General features: G+C 67.8%; 11 protein-coding genes and 3 pseudogenes. 1 reads left to right on the top strand and 13 read right to left on the bottom strand.

The annotated features are described in order from the left end of the window. Positions 1–90: 90 nt before the first annotated feature. The 12 genes and pseudogenes from Y590_RS04565 to Y590_RS04510 all read right to left on the bottom strand — a co-directional run. Positions 91–1,203: a PLP-dependent cysteine synthase family protein gene (locus tag Y590_RS04565; RefSeq protein WP_060768822.1), complete on the bottom strand. Its 1,113-nt coding sequence runs from the start codon at positions 1,201–1,203 to the stop codon at positions 91–93. Next, positions 1,200–1,805: a LysE family translocator gene (locus Y590_RS04560; protein WP_060768821.1), complete on the bottom strand. Its 606-nt coding sequence runs from the start codon at positions 1,803–1,805 to the stop codon at positions 1,200–1,202. The genes Y590_RS04565 and Y590_RS04560 overlap by 4 nt, the downstream gene beginning before the upstream one ends. A gap of 207 nt (positions 1,806–2,012) precedes the next feature. Beyond that, positions 2,013–3,119, bottom strand: coding sequence for a TlpA family protein disulfide reductase (locus Y590_RS04555; protein WP_083530750.1), 1,107 nt, complete (start codon positions 3,117–3,119; stop codon positions 2,013–2,015). A gap of 99 nt (positions 3,120–3,218) precedes the next feature. After that, positions 3,219–3,716, bottom strand: coding sequence for a hypothetical protein (locus Y590_RS04550; RefSeq protein WP_060768820.1), 498 nt, complete (start codon positions 3,714–3,716; stop codon positions 3,219–3,221). A gap of 70 nt (positions 3,717–3,786) precedes the next feature. After that, complete coding sequence (locus Y590_RS04545) at positions 3,787–5,064, bottom strand: M16 family metallopeptidase (RefSeq protein ID WP_060768819.1); 1,278 nt, start codon at positions 5,062–5,064, stop codon at positions 3,787–3,789. An 18-nt stretch (positions 5,065–5,082) separates the two neighbouring features. Further along, on the bottom strand, positions 5,083–6,393 hold the full coding sequence (locus tag Y590_RS04540; protein ID WP_060768818.1) for a M16 family metallopeptidase: 1,311 nt from the start codon (positions 6,391–6,393) through the stop codon (positions 5,083–5,085). 64 nt (positions 6,394–6,457) lie between these two features. After that, the gene (locus Y590_RS04535; protein ID WP_060768817.1) at positions 6,458–7,333 is read right to left on the bottom strand and encodes an energy transducer TonB family protein; all 876 of its coding nucleotides are present in this window, start codon (positions 7,331–7,333) and stop codon (positions 6,458–6,460) included. Then, positions 7,330–7,767, bottom strand: a complete 438-nt coding sequence (exbD, locus tag Y590_RS04530) for a TonB system transport protein ExbD (RefSeq protein ID WP_060768816.1) — start codon at positions 7,765–7,767, stop codon at positions 7,330–7,332. Before exbD ends, Y590_RS04535 begins: the two co-directional genes overlap by 4 nt. Before the next feature lie 4 nt (positions 7,768–7,771). Next, on the bottom strand, positions 7,772–8,446 hold the full coding sequence (exbB, locus tag Y590_RS04525) for a tonB-system energizer ExbB (RefSeq protein WP_245517666.1): 675 nt from the start codon (positions 8,444–8,446) through the stop codon (positions 7,772–7,774). A gap of 634 nt (positions 8,447–9,080) precedes the next feature. Next, a complete protein-coding gene (locus Y590_RS04520; RefSeq protein WP_083530748.1) occupies positions 9,081–10,109 on the bottom strand; it encodes a Hint domain-containing protein in 1,029 nt (342 codons plus the stop codon). A gap of 362 nt (positions 10,110–10,471) precedes the next feature. After that, complete coding sequence (locus tag Y590_RS04515; RefSeq protein ID WP_201026767.1) at positions 10,472–11,614, bottom strand: Hint domain-containing protein; 1,143 nt, start codon at positions 11,612–11,614, stop codon at positions 10,472–10,474. 446 nt (positions 11,615–12,060) lie between these two features. Then, positions 12,061–12,363, bottom strand: a pseudogene (locus tag Y590_RS04510) (integrase core domain-containing protein); the annotation flags it as partial. A gap of 146 nt (positions 12,364–12,509) precedes the next feature. Between Y590_RS04510 and Y590_RS04505 the strand changes: the two are divergent. Further along, positions 12,510–13,786: pseudogene (locus Y590_RS04505) on the top strand (IS110 family RNA-guided transposase). A gap of 240 nt (positions 13,787–14,026) precedes the next feature. Here the strand turns inward: Y590_RS04505 and Y590_RS25415 are convergent. Beyond that, positions 14,027–14,841: pseudogene (locus tag Y590_RS25415) on the bottom strand (IS3 family transposase); the annotation flags it as partial. Positions 14,842–14,894 lie beyond the last annotated feature (53 nt).

Below are 14,894 nucleotides of genomic sequence, written 5' to 3'. Positions count from 1 at the left end.
TCACCGCGCGCTGCGCCTCTCGATTGAGAGCGGGCCGCCGCTCGCAGCCTATTCGCGTAGATCGCGCAGCAAAATCGTGTGGATGGGGTCTCAGACCGACAAAGCGGCGGCGGGGCAAAGGCCGCGATCGAAGAATGCGTCCACGGCCGCCCGATAGGGATCGAGCACGAGGTCGCGCTCGGCGAGCCAGCGCGGGTCGAGATGGGTGCTGCGGTAGCGCTCGCCCGAATCGCACAGCAGCGTCACCACCGAGCCGGTCTCGCCCCGCGCCGACATGTCGGCGATGATCCGGGCCGCTGCCCAGAGATTGGTGCCGGTCGAGCCACCGCAGGAACGGCCGAGCCGCTCGGAGAGCACCCGTGCGGCGGCGAGGCTGGCAGCGTCCGGCACCGCCTCGGCGCGGTCGATCAGATCGGGCAGAAAGGAGGGCTCGCAGCGCCCGCGGCCGATCCCCTCGATGATGGAGGATCGCCCGTCGGCGAGGCGCACCGACCGGTCGGCGAGGTGGCGGTGGAAGACCGAGGCCTCCGGATCGGCGAGGCAGAGCCGGGTCGCCAGGCGCCGATAGCGGATGAAGCGGCCGATCGTAGCCGAAGTGCCGCCGGTTCCGGCGCCGACGACGACCCAGGCGGGGATCGGGTGCACCTCGCGCGCCATCTGCGCGAAGATCGATTCGGCGATGTTGTTGTTGCCGCGCCAGTCCGTCGCCCGCTCGGCGAAGGTGAACTGGTCCATGTAATGGCCATCCAGGGCGGCCGCGAGCTGCTCGGCCTCGGCGTAGACGGCGCACGGCGTCTCGACGAAGTGGCAGCGACCGCCGTAGCGGGTGATCTGCACCACCTTTTCGGCGGAGGTCGCCCGCGGCATCACCGCGACGAAGGGCAGGCCGAGGAGTTGCGCGAAATAGGCTTCGCTCACGGCGGTGGAGCCGCTCGATGCCTCGACCACCGTGGTGTGGGGACCGATCCGCCCACTGCACAGACCGTAGAGGAACAGCGAGCGCGCCAGCCGATGCTTGAGGCTGCCGGTGGGATGGGTCGATTCGTCCTTGAGGTAGAGGGTGATGTGGGGGAAGGCCGGGAGCGGGACCCGCAGGAGATGGGTGTCGGCGGAGCGATTGAAATCCGCCTCGATCGTCTCCACCGCTTCCGCGATCCAGCGGCGCGTCCGCGCGGTGCCCGGCGGCTCGCATTCCGCGCTCATGCGAGCCTCCCCGTCATCTGCGCCACCCCGGCGCCGATCAGGGCAACGCCCGTGACGCGCCGGAACAGACCACCCGTGGTACGGGCCAGGAGCGTGCCCGCCAGGGCCCAGCTCATCGCCGCGACCAGGGAGAGCCCGCAGAACGTGGCCTGGAGCAGCACGAGCTGCGGCAGGACGGGCTCCGAAGCCTCGACGAACTGGGGCAGCAGCGCACAGAAGAAGACGAGGCCTTTCGGGTTCAGCGCGGTGACGAGGAAGACGCTGGCAAAGGGACGACCGCCGTGTGGGGGCGCCGCACCCGTTGCCTCGGAGGTGGCCGCCCGGCCGAACAGGGAAGTGAGGCCGAGACCGATCAGGTAGGCCGCCGCGGCCACCTTGAGGATCGACAGGAGGCCCGAAGAGGCCGCGAGCAGGGCGCCGAGGCCGAAATTGCAGATGGTGAGGGCGACGCTATCCCCCAGAACCGCGCCCGCGACGACGCGGGGGAGCGTCGCGCGGCCACCCAGGGTGGCGTAGCGCAGAATGATCAGGGCGGTCGGCCCCGGGATCGCAAGCACGATGCAGGAGGTCGCCACGAAGGCGAGCCAAGTATGGAGGGTCATCGAGGTGCATTCGGCTCGTGCCGCAGCGGGGCACACCGCGGGGCGATTACCCCAAGGCAGAAAACGCGCCGGTGAAACGCGCGTCTCACCGGCGCTGGTCCGCGGCCGCTCATTCCTTGTGGGACGAGACGCCGAACTTCACACGCCTGCCGCGCATATTTCTGGATGAATCTACCGATCCTATCCTGTGTAGGTTGTGCGGCGCCGTCAGGCGAGGCGGCAACTGTCGCCCACGCAGATCACCGTCCGCGGCTCGGCCGGCTGCGGCGGCGCGGCGCTGGCGCAACGGTCCCGCAGGACCTCGATTGACGTCAGCGCTTCGGCGGATGCCCCGGCCTCGATCCCGGCCTGCCGCGCCCGCCCGGCCGCAGAGGCCGCTTCGCCTGCCCGGCCCGACGCGAGCAGGGCCTCCGCGAGGGCCTGCGAGAGACGCATGGCGAGGCTGGGGCTGGGTTCGGGGCCGATCAGGAGGCGCACCCGTTCCAGCGCCTCGACGCTCAGGGCTGCGGTGCGCTTCAGGGCCGGTCCCTTCAGGGCGCCGATATCCTGTATTAGGCTCGTGCCGATCTTGAAGAGCGTGTTGACGTCATCGACCGCCGCGCGCACGACCAGATGCAGTCCGTAATCCAGCGCGGCGTCGCTCCCGGGCGCGAGTTGCTTGAACCTGCCGAAGCCGTGCGTCCGTTCGAGTTCGGGCTCGGCCGCGAAGGCCGTGTCGTAGGCTCGGATGATCCCCTCGCGATCGCCCGCCGCGAAACTGGCAGCGACCGCCCGTTCCAGAGCCCTGGCCTCGCGGACCTTGTTCTGCACCAGCTGATCCCGGTGTGCTTCGGCCGCGGCAGGCAGGTCCCATCGCCCTTCGATCACCGCCGCGAGCGGCTCGTCAAGATCCATCGGATGACCGATCCAAGCGATCCGGCCCTTGCCGTCGACGATGAAGGCGGACGGCACGCCCTGCTCATAGGCGGCGTCGCACCAAGCTGCGCGCATCCGGCTCCGGCGCGCGCCTTCGGCCGGTGCCCGATCAACGGCGATCCGGTAGCCGATCGCATCGTCATGCTCGCGCACGAAGGCGCGTACTTCGTCGAGATCGGTCCACCCCACCGCGACGCCGATGACCGGAACCTGAGGGTGGCGGTTCTGGAGTTCCGTGAGGTGCGGGAGGCTGGCCTTGCAGGGCCCGCACCAAGTCGCCCAGAACTCGATGACGTGGACGGTCCCCGGTGCGAGGACAACGATCGGCTCTCCCTTCAGGAAGGTCTCGACCTGGATCGCGGGTGCCGGATCGCCGATTAGCAGTTCCGAGAGGGACATGGGTGAGAACCTTTTCCAGGCTTGCGCTGGATTTCAGCGGGGCTGAGCGGCCTTCGGCCCGCGACGCGCCGGCCGGGCCGTGTGGAGGGGTGGGCGCGGCTACTTGCGCGGACCGCGCGCGGAGCGCGGCGGCTCGGGGGGGGGCGGTTCGGCGACGGCCACCTCCGGTGGAACCGGTGCGCCGTCCGGCCCCACCACCAGCGCGGCGCCGTAGGGGCCGGTGATGGGTTGGAGCGCCTCGTTGATCGGGGCGATAGCGGCATCGAAGGCGTGAAGCCCCTCGGTGATCGGTCCGACGATCACTCCGATCGGTGCGAAGATGTAGCCCGCCAGATCCGGTCCGATGGCCTTCTCCGGCCGCGGGGGCCTCTGGGCCGGCGTAGCGGAGCCTCCCGCCTGCGGCGGGGCTCCGGGAGCCAGGAGCGTGCCGCGCGTCTCCGCCGCCATCGCATTCTGGTCCGCCCGTCGCCGCAACGCGGCGTCCAGCGGCTGGCCCGGCACGGCGGCCGCGCCCGCGTCCTGCGGCGATGGCTGCGCCCCGGCCGCGCTCGGCAGGGCGAGGATCAGGCCCAGGCTCATCACGACGATCGGTCTCATGCTCTCACCTCCCAGTCCGGCGGTCCGTGCCGCCCTCTGTCCTCGTGCGCGCGCGGCCGGACCGGCACGCTCACAGCCCCTCCGGATCGCCGGCCACCGCGACGAGCAGCCCGCCATCACCGAGCAGACGCTCGGCCGCGCGCCGGCCGTCCGCCGGACTCACCGCCGCGATGCAGCGGTTGCGCGTATCGAGCCAGTCCGGCTCGCGCCCATCCAGCTGCAACTGGAGCATGAGGGCGGCGATGGCCGGGGAGGTGTCGAGGCGAAGCTTATGCGAGCCGAGCAGATAGCCCTTGGCCCTGTCGATCTCCTCGGCGGCGAGGCCCTCGCGAGAGAGGCGATGGATCTCGTCCTGGATCACGCCGAGCGCCTCGGCCGCGCGGTCGTTGCGCGTCGCCGTCGTGCCCACCAGCGTGCTGGCACCGTCCGCGAGTTGAAGCATCGAGCGGACCGAGTAGCACAGGCCCCGCTGCTCACGGACGGCGCGGAACAGGCGCGAGGACAGGTCGCCGCCGCCGAGGCCCTGATTCACGACCATGGCGGCCGCGAAATCCGGGTCCGTGCGGGGAATGCCGGGCCGCCCGAACCGGATCGTGGATTGCGGCAACTCCAGGCGCGTCACGACCCGGTCGCCGAGGCCGCCGAGTACGGTGGCGGGTGTCGGCGCCACCGCTTCCGGCGGAAGCTCGGCGAAGGCGCGGTCGAGCGCGGCGCCGAGCGCCTCGGGCCCGATCGCACCGACGACGGCAACGCGAAGATTGCCGCGGCTCACCATGCGCGCGTGCAGGGCGACGAGGTCTACGCGTTCGATGCGCTCGAGGCTGGCGAGGTCGCCGTTGGCGGGGCGGGCATAGGGATGCCCTTCGAAGCCGCGGGCGGCGAAGGCCCGGCCTGCGACCTTGTCCGGCTGGCTCAGGCCTGCGCGCACCTCGGACGCGACGGCGCCCCGGATACGCGCCACGTCGTCGGGTGCCAAAAGCGGCGCGCGAAGGGCGAGTCCGAGCAACTCGAAGGCCCGCTCCGCGTTGCGCGAGAGGGTCTTGAGCTCGCCTCGCAGCGTGTCGCTCCAGATCGAGAAGGACAGGCGGATGGCCTGGTCGCCCAGGGCCCGCCGGAACGCGCCGCCCTCCAGTGGCCCGGCACCTTCCGTGAGCAGATCGGCGAGCATCCGCGCCGCGCCGGCCCGATCCGACGGATCGAGCACCGGTCCGCCGCGGAACCCGAACTGCACCGACAGGATCGGCAGCGTGTGGTCCTCGACCAGCCAGGCCTCGAGTCCGCCGGGGCTTCGCACGCGCTGCACGCGTTCGGCGAAGGTCGTGGCAGGGGGGGGGACGTGGATCGTCATGACGGGCGCCTCCGCTCCTTAGGCCGCTTCGGACCGGACGAGATGGCCGGAGACCCCGCCCTGCCGGTCCAGAAGGAGCAGGGCCGCGCTCAGCGCCTCGGGCGTGACCGCCTCGATGCGATCCTGCCACGTCGCGAGTTCCTCGAGACGCAGCCCGCAGCACAGGGCCATGCCGTACCAGTTGGCGAGACTGACCTGATTGTCGCGAGCATAGAGCGCACTGGCGACGAGCTGCGTCTTGGCACGCTCGACCGCCTGCGCCTCGAACCCGGTTTCGCGCAGGCCGCCGAGAACCGCATCGACCGCCTGATCGAGTTCATCGAGCGTGGTCCCGGGTGCGGGGAGGCCGCTGATGTAGAAGCGCGAGCGGCCCGCAAAGAGGCTGCTCCAATAGGAGGCCTGGATGCGGGTCGCGCAGGATCGCTCCACGGCGAGCCGGGTATGCAGGACCGAGGTATCGTCCCCGCCAAGCAGGAAGGCGAGCAGTTCCAGAGCCTCGGCCTCGCCGGGCGCCGCCGTGCCGGGGGAAGGTACGGTGTGGAGCCGCATCAATTGCGGCTCGCTCACCGTCGGGTCGGCCAGCGTGACCTGCCGGTGGGCGCGGATCGGCGGATCCTGAGGATGGCTGCGCGCCAGAGGGACGCCGGAGGGACTGATCGAGCCGTAGATCCCGGCGGCGAGGTCCAGCACCGCCTGCGGCTCGGCATCGCCCGCGACGAGGAGGAGGGCGTTCTCGGGTGTGTAGAACCGCCGGTAATAGGCGAGCGCGTCCGCCCGGGTCAGGCTCTCGATCTCATGGCGCCAGCCGATGATGGGCCGGCCGGCGGGGTGGGAGGGGATCGCAGTGAGCGCCACGGCCTCGCCGAGGAGCCCCGGCGGATTGGCATCGGCGACCATGGAGCGCTCTTCCAAAATGACGGCGCGCTCGGCGGCCACCACCGCCTCGTCGAGCACGAGGCCGCGCATCCGGTCCGCCTCGTAGGCCATGCAAGTGGACAGATACTCCTTGGGTACGCGCTGGTAGTAGGCCGTGAAATCCCAGCCCGTGAAGGCATTCTCCTCGCCACCCACGGAGGCCAGGAGGGTGCTGAACGTTCCGGCCGGGTGATCGTCGGTGCCCTTGAACATCAGGTGTTCGAGGAAGTGAGCGATGCCGGATTTGCCCGCCGGATCGTCGGCCGATCCGTTCCGGTACCAGACCATGTGCGTGACGATCGGGCTGCGTCGATCCGGAATAACGACGACCTGCATCCCGTTGTCGAGCCGGAAGGCCGAGGCGGGGACGGCGGAGGCAGCATGCCCGCTCGAAGAGGAGGAATTCGGAAGCATCGGTCTCGGTTTCTTGCGATCGCCCCGTCCCGGTGCCCGTTTGCACCGGAACGCCTTGACCGTCTCAGCGGCGGTTGAAGTTCATCGGGACGGTCAGCGTCATCGGCTGGCCGCCGGGGGGCGGCGGGAAGGGCGCGGCCCGGTACATCACCGCCACGGCCTCGGCATCGAGGGCGGCATTGCCGGATGAGGCGATGAGACGTGCGCCGGTCACGCTGCCGTTGCCCGCAAAGCTCACGCTGACCACCGCCACCCCGGTCGCCCCCGCCGCCCCTGGGGGAAACCGCTTGGCGCGCACAATCCGTATCCGCATTTCGTTCTGCCAGGACGCCCGCGACGCTTGGCTGATCGAAGCGCCGGCGGCGGAGGCCGCCGTACGGTCGGCCGTTGCCTGATCCGAGCGGGGGCCGCCGCTGCTACGTGCGGCAGTGCTCGGGTGGTCCTTCTTCAGGACGGGCTTTTCGGGCTTCTTTTTCTCGAGCGGCTTCTTCTCCGTCTTCTTCTCGGGAGGCTTCGGCGCGGGCTTCGTCACCGCCTTGGGCGGCGTCGGCGGCAGCACGGCCTGCGGCTTGACCACCGGGGGCGGGGCCTCGATCACCGGTTCCGCGTCCGGCGGCGGCGCCTCCTCGACCGGTTCGGGCTCGGCCTCGTCGCTGGCGGGGACGGGTGGCCCCTCCGCGGCGTTGTCGACCTCGGACTTCGCTACGGTCGGCTCCGGCGACATGTCGATCATCACCGCCGCCGGCATTTCGAGGGGGGCGGCCGGCGTCTCGGCTTGACGGGTCAGGAGGAGGTAGAGGCCGATATGAACACCGAGCGTCAGCAGGCCCGCCGCCGCCCAGCCCAGGATCTGGACCGCCGACGAGGATTCGCGGCTCTCCTGATGCGTGCGGCCCCGCTCGGCGGCCCGCACGAAGGCTTCGGGCGGCGGATGAATCATGGCTGCGTTCCGCTCGAAACGTCTTCGAGACCGACGAGGCCGACCTTGAGGTAGCCGGCCGCGCGCAGAAGGTTCATCACCCCCATCAACTCGCCGTAGGGCACGCCCTTGTCCGCGCGCAGGAAGATGCGCTCATCCTTGTTGCCCTTGGTCGCGGCATCAAGGGCTGCCCCCAGAGCCGGCCGGGCCACCGCGTCCTCGCCCAGCGCGACGCCGAGATCGGCCTTGACGCTGACGAAGATCGGCTTGTCGGGGCGCGGCTGCTGCGGCGCCGCGGAGACCGGCAGCTCGACCGGCACGTCGACCGTCGAGAGCGGCGCTGCCACCATGAAGATGATGAGCAGCACCAGGATCACGTCGATGAACGGCGTGATGTTGATGTCGGCGTTCTCGGCGAGATCCCCGCCGTCGTTGGATCCGAGATTGACGGCCATGCCCTTACTCCGCCGCGACGCGGATGCCGGGTTTGCCGCCGTAGGTATTGAGCTCGCGGCGGTCGAGGTCACGCGAGAGGTGGCGCATGATCAGCGCGACGGCGTCGCCGGTCATGGCGCGGTAGCCGGTGATGGAGCGGGTCAGCGCATTGTAGATGACGACGGCGGGGATGGCGGCGACAAGGCCGATGCCGGTGGCGAGCAGCGCCTCGGCGATGCCCGGCGCCACGACCGCGAGGTTGGTGGTGTTCGAGTTGGCGATGCCGATGAAGCTGCCCATGATGCCCCAGACGGTGCCGAACAGGCCGACGAAGGGGCCGATCGAGCCGACGGTGGCCAGGATGCCGGTTCCGGACGCCATGCGCTTTCCGACCATGGTCTCGATCCGGCTTAGAGCGATCGCTGCCCGCTCCTTGACGCCCTCGCTCGGCAGGCCCCGCGAAAGAGTCAACTCTTCCTCGGCCTCGACCAGAAGAAGGGCGCCGACGCCGCGGCGAACACGCTGACCGGCCTCCGCGAGGGTGGCGGACGCCCGGATCTCCTTGAGGCTGGCCCTCATCCCCCGCTTGGCGAAGACGAGGCTCAGGACCTTCACGAGCAGGATGGTCCAGGTGACCACCGAGGCGGCGACCAGGATCAGCATCACGGCCTGCACGACCGGATCGGCTGCGAGGAACATCCCCATCGGCGAAAGGTCGTGGGCGGCCTCGGGCTTCCGGGGTGCGGCCGGGATCTCTGCTGACGTCGCAGCCGGGGCGGCCTCTGCTGGCGTCGCAGCCGGGGCGGCCTCTGCGGTAGGCGCCAAAGGGGCTGCTGCGGGAGGCGCTGGCTGTGGATCCTGCGCCGCGGCCGGCGTGGACAGGGCCAGCGCGCCGAGAAAGAGGGCCTTCACCAGTGTCCGGGTGAGGAACCGCCCAAGACCGGGCGTTGAAACAGACTGTTGCAAGTCCTTCAGTACTGTCATCGCGCTTTCACCTTCGTTGCGGTGACCGTCGGGTTTCGAAGGGTCTGTGCAACGAGGCCGGCAAACTGACACGGCCATCGGCTCGGTTTTTCAGTTTGTGGGTAAGATTTGCGACCGCGCTTCGGCGTTTGACGGATCCGATGCGAGTCCAGTCCGGCGCTGCAGGGCAGCCGCGACGGTGCGGCGAGCCTTCGCACCATCCCAGGACGGCGGTCGCCGACCTTCGAAGAAAGGCGGCTAAAAAAGAGCGCCTCGTCCTGCATCCAGGACGAGGCGCTCGGGCACGTGGCGTAACGGGGGGCATTCAACGGCCGGCCGCGGGAACAGCAAGCCGTGAACGCCTCAAACCTCAGGCGGCGCGGAAGTCATCCAATCCATCGGTCCATGCGCAATCGCCGGTCAGCGTCTCGAGGAAGAGGCCGTCGATGCGAGCGCGCTCGGCCTCGACGAGCGGGCCGTCGACGGCGACCGGCCGGCAGCGGCCCGACAGACCCGGCGGCACGAAGTCCGGGTTGTGCAGGGCGAAGTCGGAGGCGCCTTCGAAGAACGGACGGCAGCCGAAATCGAGGAAGCTTTCCGCCGGCAGGCCCTCGGCGAGCAGGATGTCGTGGGCGTCGAGTTCGACGTGCCAGTAGGTGACGCTGGCCTGCTCGGTGCGGGCGATGGAGGTACCGTTGATCAGGCACATCACCGGCACGAGCACGCCGCCGGTGTTGTCGGCATCGGCTCCGACCAGGACGGGGTGCCCTGGGGAGAGAAGAAGGTCGCGGGCGGGCCGGGCGTGCCCGAACGCATCGGCGCGCACCCGGACGGGGGCCTGATCGCGGGGCATCGGCCTCTCGGCGCTGCCGAGGTCGCGCTGGCCGATCCAGGTGATCGGGCGATGGCGGCCGGAGGCGGTGACGGCGGTGTCGCCGACCTGCAGATGCTCGACCGCCACTTCGCCGCGGCTCGTCAGGATCCGCGTGCCCGACGCGAAGCAGAGAGCGAAAGGCGCGGACGAAATCGTGACCGGCGTACCGGGCTCGAAAGACTGGTCCGAATACAGGACGTAAGCATATCCACCTAATGGCGTCGAAAAGGACCTTGTAACGACACCGCCGTTATTCGCAAGTTGCCCAACGTACTCTCTGTTGGTGAGCGTCGTTATTCTGCCGTTGAAGTTATGTACGGCCTGCATGTTATCGTTCGGACTGTCGCCGAGCACGGCGAGGTCGTCAGCGCCGCTTGCCGCCGGCAAATCGGTCAAAGTGAAGGTGCCGACGGTTCCTCCGCTGGTGCTTTGTGGGCTGATCCGATCAAACCCCAGATTGCCGGCTGGATTGCTCAGCGAGTAAACGCGCGTGAAAGATTGAGATGGCGCAGATGTCGATGCCATGATCCGTCCCTTTTTATGTCAGTGAAAATACTTCCACATGTCCAATTTGTTGCGAATCTGGCGCAGAATGGGAGTCGCGGCAGGGCCATGAAATGGACAGGCTTTGAGGATCCCGCCGCTCCTGATCGCCATCCGCTTCTGCAAAAGGGATCGTGCCAAGACATGCGATAGGATCGGTCGCGATTCCGAGTGTGTCACACACTTACGGCTGTCGACCTTTCTTTGCCGGCGGCAGCGCAGAGGGCATTTTGTAGGAGGGCCGAGAGCTGTATCGGATCTGATTACATCAGGCCGGTGTCTCTCGGGCCCTGTTTCGAGGCGGATTTCTTGACGAGTCTATTTTTACATCGTCAGAATGCACTCTAAGCAGCCGCGAGAGCACTCCGAGCCGAAGTGTAAACCGGTGCAGCGAGCGAGAGAGCGTCAAAACAGCGGCTCGGAACCATGCCCGATTGCCATGCGATCGGGAAAGTCTCCGAGACGACGCCATCGGCTTCGGTCCACGCGCAATGGCCGGTCAGCGTCTCGAGGAAGAGACCGTCGATGCGAGCGCGCTCGGCCTCGACGAGCGCGCCGTCGACGGCCACGGGGCGACAGCGGCCCGAGAGGCCCGGAGGCACGAAATCCGGGTTGTGCAGGGCGAAGTCGGAGGCGCCTTCGAAGAACGGACGGCATCCGAAATCGAGGAAGCTTTCCGCCGGCAGGCCCTCGGCGAGCAGGATGTCGTGGGCGTCGAGTTCGACGTGCCAGTAGGTGACGCTGGCCTGCTCGGTGCGGGCGATGGAGGTACCGTTGATCAGGCACATCACCGGCACGAGCACGCCGCCGGTGTTGTCGGCATCGGCTCCGACCAGGACGGGGTGCCCTGGGGAGAGAAGAAGGTCGCGGACAGGCCGGGCGTGCCCGAACGCACCGGCGCGCACCCGGACGGGGGCCTGATCGCGGGGCATCGGCCTCTCGGCGCTGCCGAGGTCGCGCTGGCCGATCCAGGTGATCGGGCGATGGCGGCCGGAGGCGGTGACGGCGGTGTCGCCGATCTGCAGATGCTCGACCGCCACTTCGCCGCGGCTCGTCAGGATCCGCGTGCCCGACGCGAAGCAGAGAACGAGGGGCGCCTGCGAGAAATTGGAACTTGGGACAATATCAAATGCCCTGAAGGAAGATGGTTCACTGTTCGTCAGCAGAAAATAAGTGAATCCATCCGGAGTTCTGGTGGATGGGAACCGAACAATGGTCCCATTGTCCTGAGATTTCCCCCAATAAGAATAATTTTGTTGTGTGGTGAAATAATTTGCCGGCGTCGTTGTGATGCGCGCCAACTCGCCGGGCGTATCGCCCAGAATACCACTGTTATCACTATCGGTGACGACGAAAGTGGGAGCGTCCGGAGCGTCAACTCTTTGCGGTTCGACGTTGCCGATCCTGAAACTGCTTGTCGAAGCGTCGGTGGAGTTGAGCTCGACGAAGGTTCTATATGTCAGTGATGGGCTGGGTCCGGAGGACATGTCGAGGTCTCCTACTAGATTTCACGATGTTACTTGGTTGCTTCGCTCTCATGGGCATTATAAAAATCTATAATTTTGTTCAATACAATCGAAACATAACAATATTACCAGATAAATACCATATAATCTATGTGTGCGGCAATGGTTCTCATTTTCCGGAAACCGGATCTGGCCTGGTCGCGTCGCGGAATAAATTCGGTATTCAGGGCGTTTGGCCCGATAAGTCGGGCAACGCGCCTGAATCCAAATTGCACTGGCGCATGATGAGCCTCCGCTCTGCTAAGCTTTCGAAATCCCTGTGGGACGACAAAGAAAAATTCGCACGACCCTTCGCAACTTTTTTGAGTTCGACGCTCACCTGCTCCGTCAGCCGCTCGCGGTTTGGGCGCTAGTCGATGCTGGGCTGCGCCTCGTAGTGCGTGGCCTTGCCCCCCGTTTGCCCCCGTTCATAACCAGAGTCCGTTCTGGTTCTGGTCCTGTCGGGACCGGGTTGCAAACGCGTTCGGGGTGAGCCCGCCGAGGCTCGTGTGGGGGCGGCAGGTGTTGTAGTCGACCCGCCACGCCTCGATGATGGTCTGGGCCGCCGGGAGGCTTCGGAACAGATGCTCGTTCAGGCACTCGTCGCGCAAGCGCCCGTTCAGGCTCTCGACAAAACCGTTCTGCTGCGGCTTGCCGGGGGCGATGTAGTGCCACTCGACCGCACGCTCCTCCTGCCAGCGCAGGATGGCGTGCGAGGTCAGTTCGGTGCCGTAGCACATCAGGAAGATGGCTCGACGGTTCTGGGGCGGCGCGCGAAGCCATGCTGAGCGCAGCGCGCCGCCCTGGGCGGTCATGGCCGATCGACAGGTCTCGAGAGTGACGGTGTTCGAAGCCTCATTCCGGAGACGGATCGACCATGACCAGACCGCAGCTCACGCCGCCGGCCGGCGTTCTCGTAGCCATCGACGTCGCCAAGGCTCGCAACGAGGTCCTCATCGAGGTGCCCGGCCTCGCCCGCCGACGCCGGCTGAGCGTCCTCAACACCCGCGCCGAGCACGACCGTCTGATCGCCCAGCTGTCGGACCTCGGTCAACCGGTGACCTGCGGGTTCGAGGCCACCGGCAACTATCACCGCCCGATCGCCTGGCGCCTGCTTCAAGCAGGCTTTGCCGTACGCCTGATCTCGTCTGTGGCCCTCGCTCGCACACGCGAGGCTCTGCACAACGGCTGGGACAAGAACGACCCGAAGGACGCCAGGTCATGCTGCACATGATCCGCATCGGCGCCTCGCAGGTGGACCACGACCCGCTCGCCGCCGGCATCAACGACGTGCAGGAACTGTCCAAGACGCACGACGCCGTCTCGCGGGCCAAGACCGAGGTGCTGCATCGAATCCTGACCCACTACCTGCCGCTGTACTTCCCGGAGGTCGACCGCTTCCGCCATAACAGCCGCTCGGACTGGTTCTTCGCCTTCCTCGATCGCTTCCCCACGCCCGCCAGCATCACCACGCTGAGCAAGGAGGCCTTCATCGCCGCCGCCTGGGATGTCGTCGGGCGCAAGGGGGCCAAGGCGCAACTGCTCGGCGACATCTACGAGACGGCTCGCAGTTCGATCGGCCTGCCGGTGCCGCCCGATGCTCCGGCGGTGAGCATGTTCCGGCTCGTCATCGGCGCGGTGCGCGGGCTGATCCAGCAGCGCGACGCCATCGAGGCCACGGCCGACGCCCTCCTGACGGACAGCGCTGACTACAAGCTCCTGCGCCGCATCCCCGGCATCGGCCCGATCAACGCCCTGACCATCCTGGCCGAGGCCGGCGATCTACGCCGCTTCAGCCATCACCGCCAGTTCCTGAAGTTCTGTGGCCTCGATCTGACCACGCAGCAATCCGGCACCTTCCGCGGCCAGACCAAGCTGTCGAAGTACGGCAACGCCCGCCTGCGCCGGACCCTGTGGCTGGCGGGACAGGTCGCCATCCGGCAGCGGGAGAACGGCTTCCGCGACAAGTTCGAGCGCTACATCGCCCGCGACCGGCACAATGCCGACCTGCGGCGCAAGGCGCTGACCGCGATCACCGCCAAGATGGCGCGCGTGGTGCACGCCGTCATCAAGACCGGTGACGACTACCGGCCCTTCGTCGAGGGGCCGGTGCCAGGTGGGAGAACCCCTCTCAGCAGAGCCGTGAGGGCGTGAGAACCGCGACCCTGTAGACAAGGCTCGGGTCTCCTGCCTGGATTGGCATCTCGTGTTGAGGACGGTGAGGACCACGGTGCCGCGTGCATCGGCTGGATCCTGTGTTCGCTATGGCCGAGAGTTCTTCCGGATCGGCAGGAGCCGCCTCTGGATCGACGTCGACGACAAACACACCGCGGGCGCATGTTCGCGGACAGAGACCTGTTGTCCAGCCTACCGGCCTTCCTCGCTACGTAGGACGTTGTCCGAGACGATCATCAGCGGCTTGCCCCGGTCCTTGATGATCCGGTCGAGTTCGCGCGCGACCCGCTGTCCAGACAGCGACGTGTCGACCACCAGCGCGAGACACTCCCGCGTGCAGTCGTCGACCACGACGAGGATGCGGAAGCGGCGCCCGTCGTCGAGCGTGTCGGAGACGAAGTCCAGGCTCCAGCGCTGGTTCGGCTCCTGCGGCACGGCGGCCGGTGCCCGCGTGCCAAGGGCTCGTTTGCGCCCACCGCGCTTGCGCACCGACAGCCGCTCTTCCCGATAGAGGCGGAAAGAGCTTCTTGTGGTTGAGAGCGAGGCCCTCACGCCGCAGCAGGATGAGCAGGCGCCGGTCGCCAAACCGGCGGCGCTCGCCGGGCCAGGCTGCGCAGGCGTGCCCGCACGGCTGCATCGTCACCGCGGGTCGAGGCGTAGCGGTACGTACGTCTTCGGCTCCAGGCCGATCAGCCCGCAGGCGCGACGCTGCGAAGTGCCCTTCTCCTCGATGGCCCAGCTCACGGCCGTTCTCCGTGCGCCGGGCGTCAGAAGTTTTTTCCCAGCGCCTCACGCAGCGTCGCCACGTCGAGCATCGCCTCGGCCAAGAGCTTCTTACGCTTGCGGTTCTCCTCGTCGAGCGCCTTGAGGCGACGCGCGTCAGAGACCTCCATGCCGCCGAAACGCGAGCGCCACGTGTCGAACGTCGCGTCGCTGATCCCGTGGCGGCGGCAGATCTCGGCGACCAGCAGCCCAGCCTGCTGCTCCTTCAGGATGCCGATGATCTGCTCTTCGCTGAACCGGCTCTTCTTCATCGTCCGTCTCCTCATCGACGGACCCTAGGTGTTTGATCCCTCGGTGTGGTGGT

It is taken from the genome of Methylobacterium sp. AMS5 (assembly GCF_001542815.1).
In the GTDB taxonomy this organism is placed as follows: domain Bacteria; phylum Pseudomonadota; class Alphaproteobacteria; order Rhizobiales; family Beijerinckiaceae; genus Methylobacterium.
The sequence above is the reverse complement of the archived record's forward strand: the minus strand, read 5'-3'. Positions and strand labels throughout refer to the sequence as shown.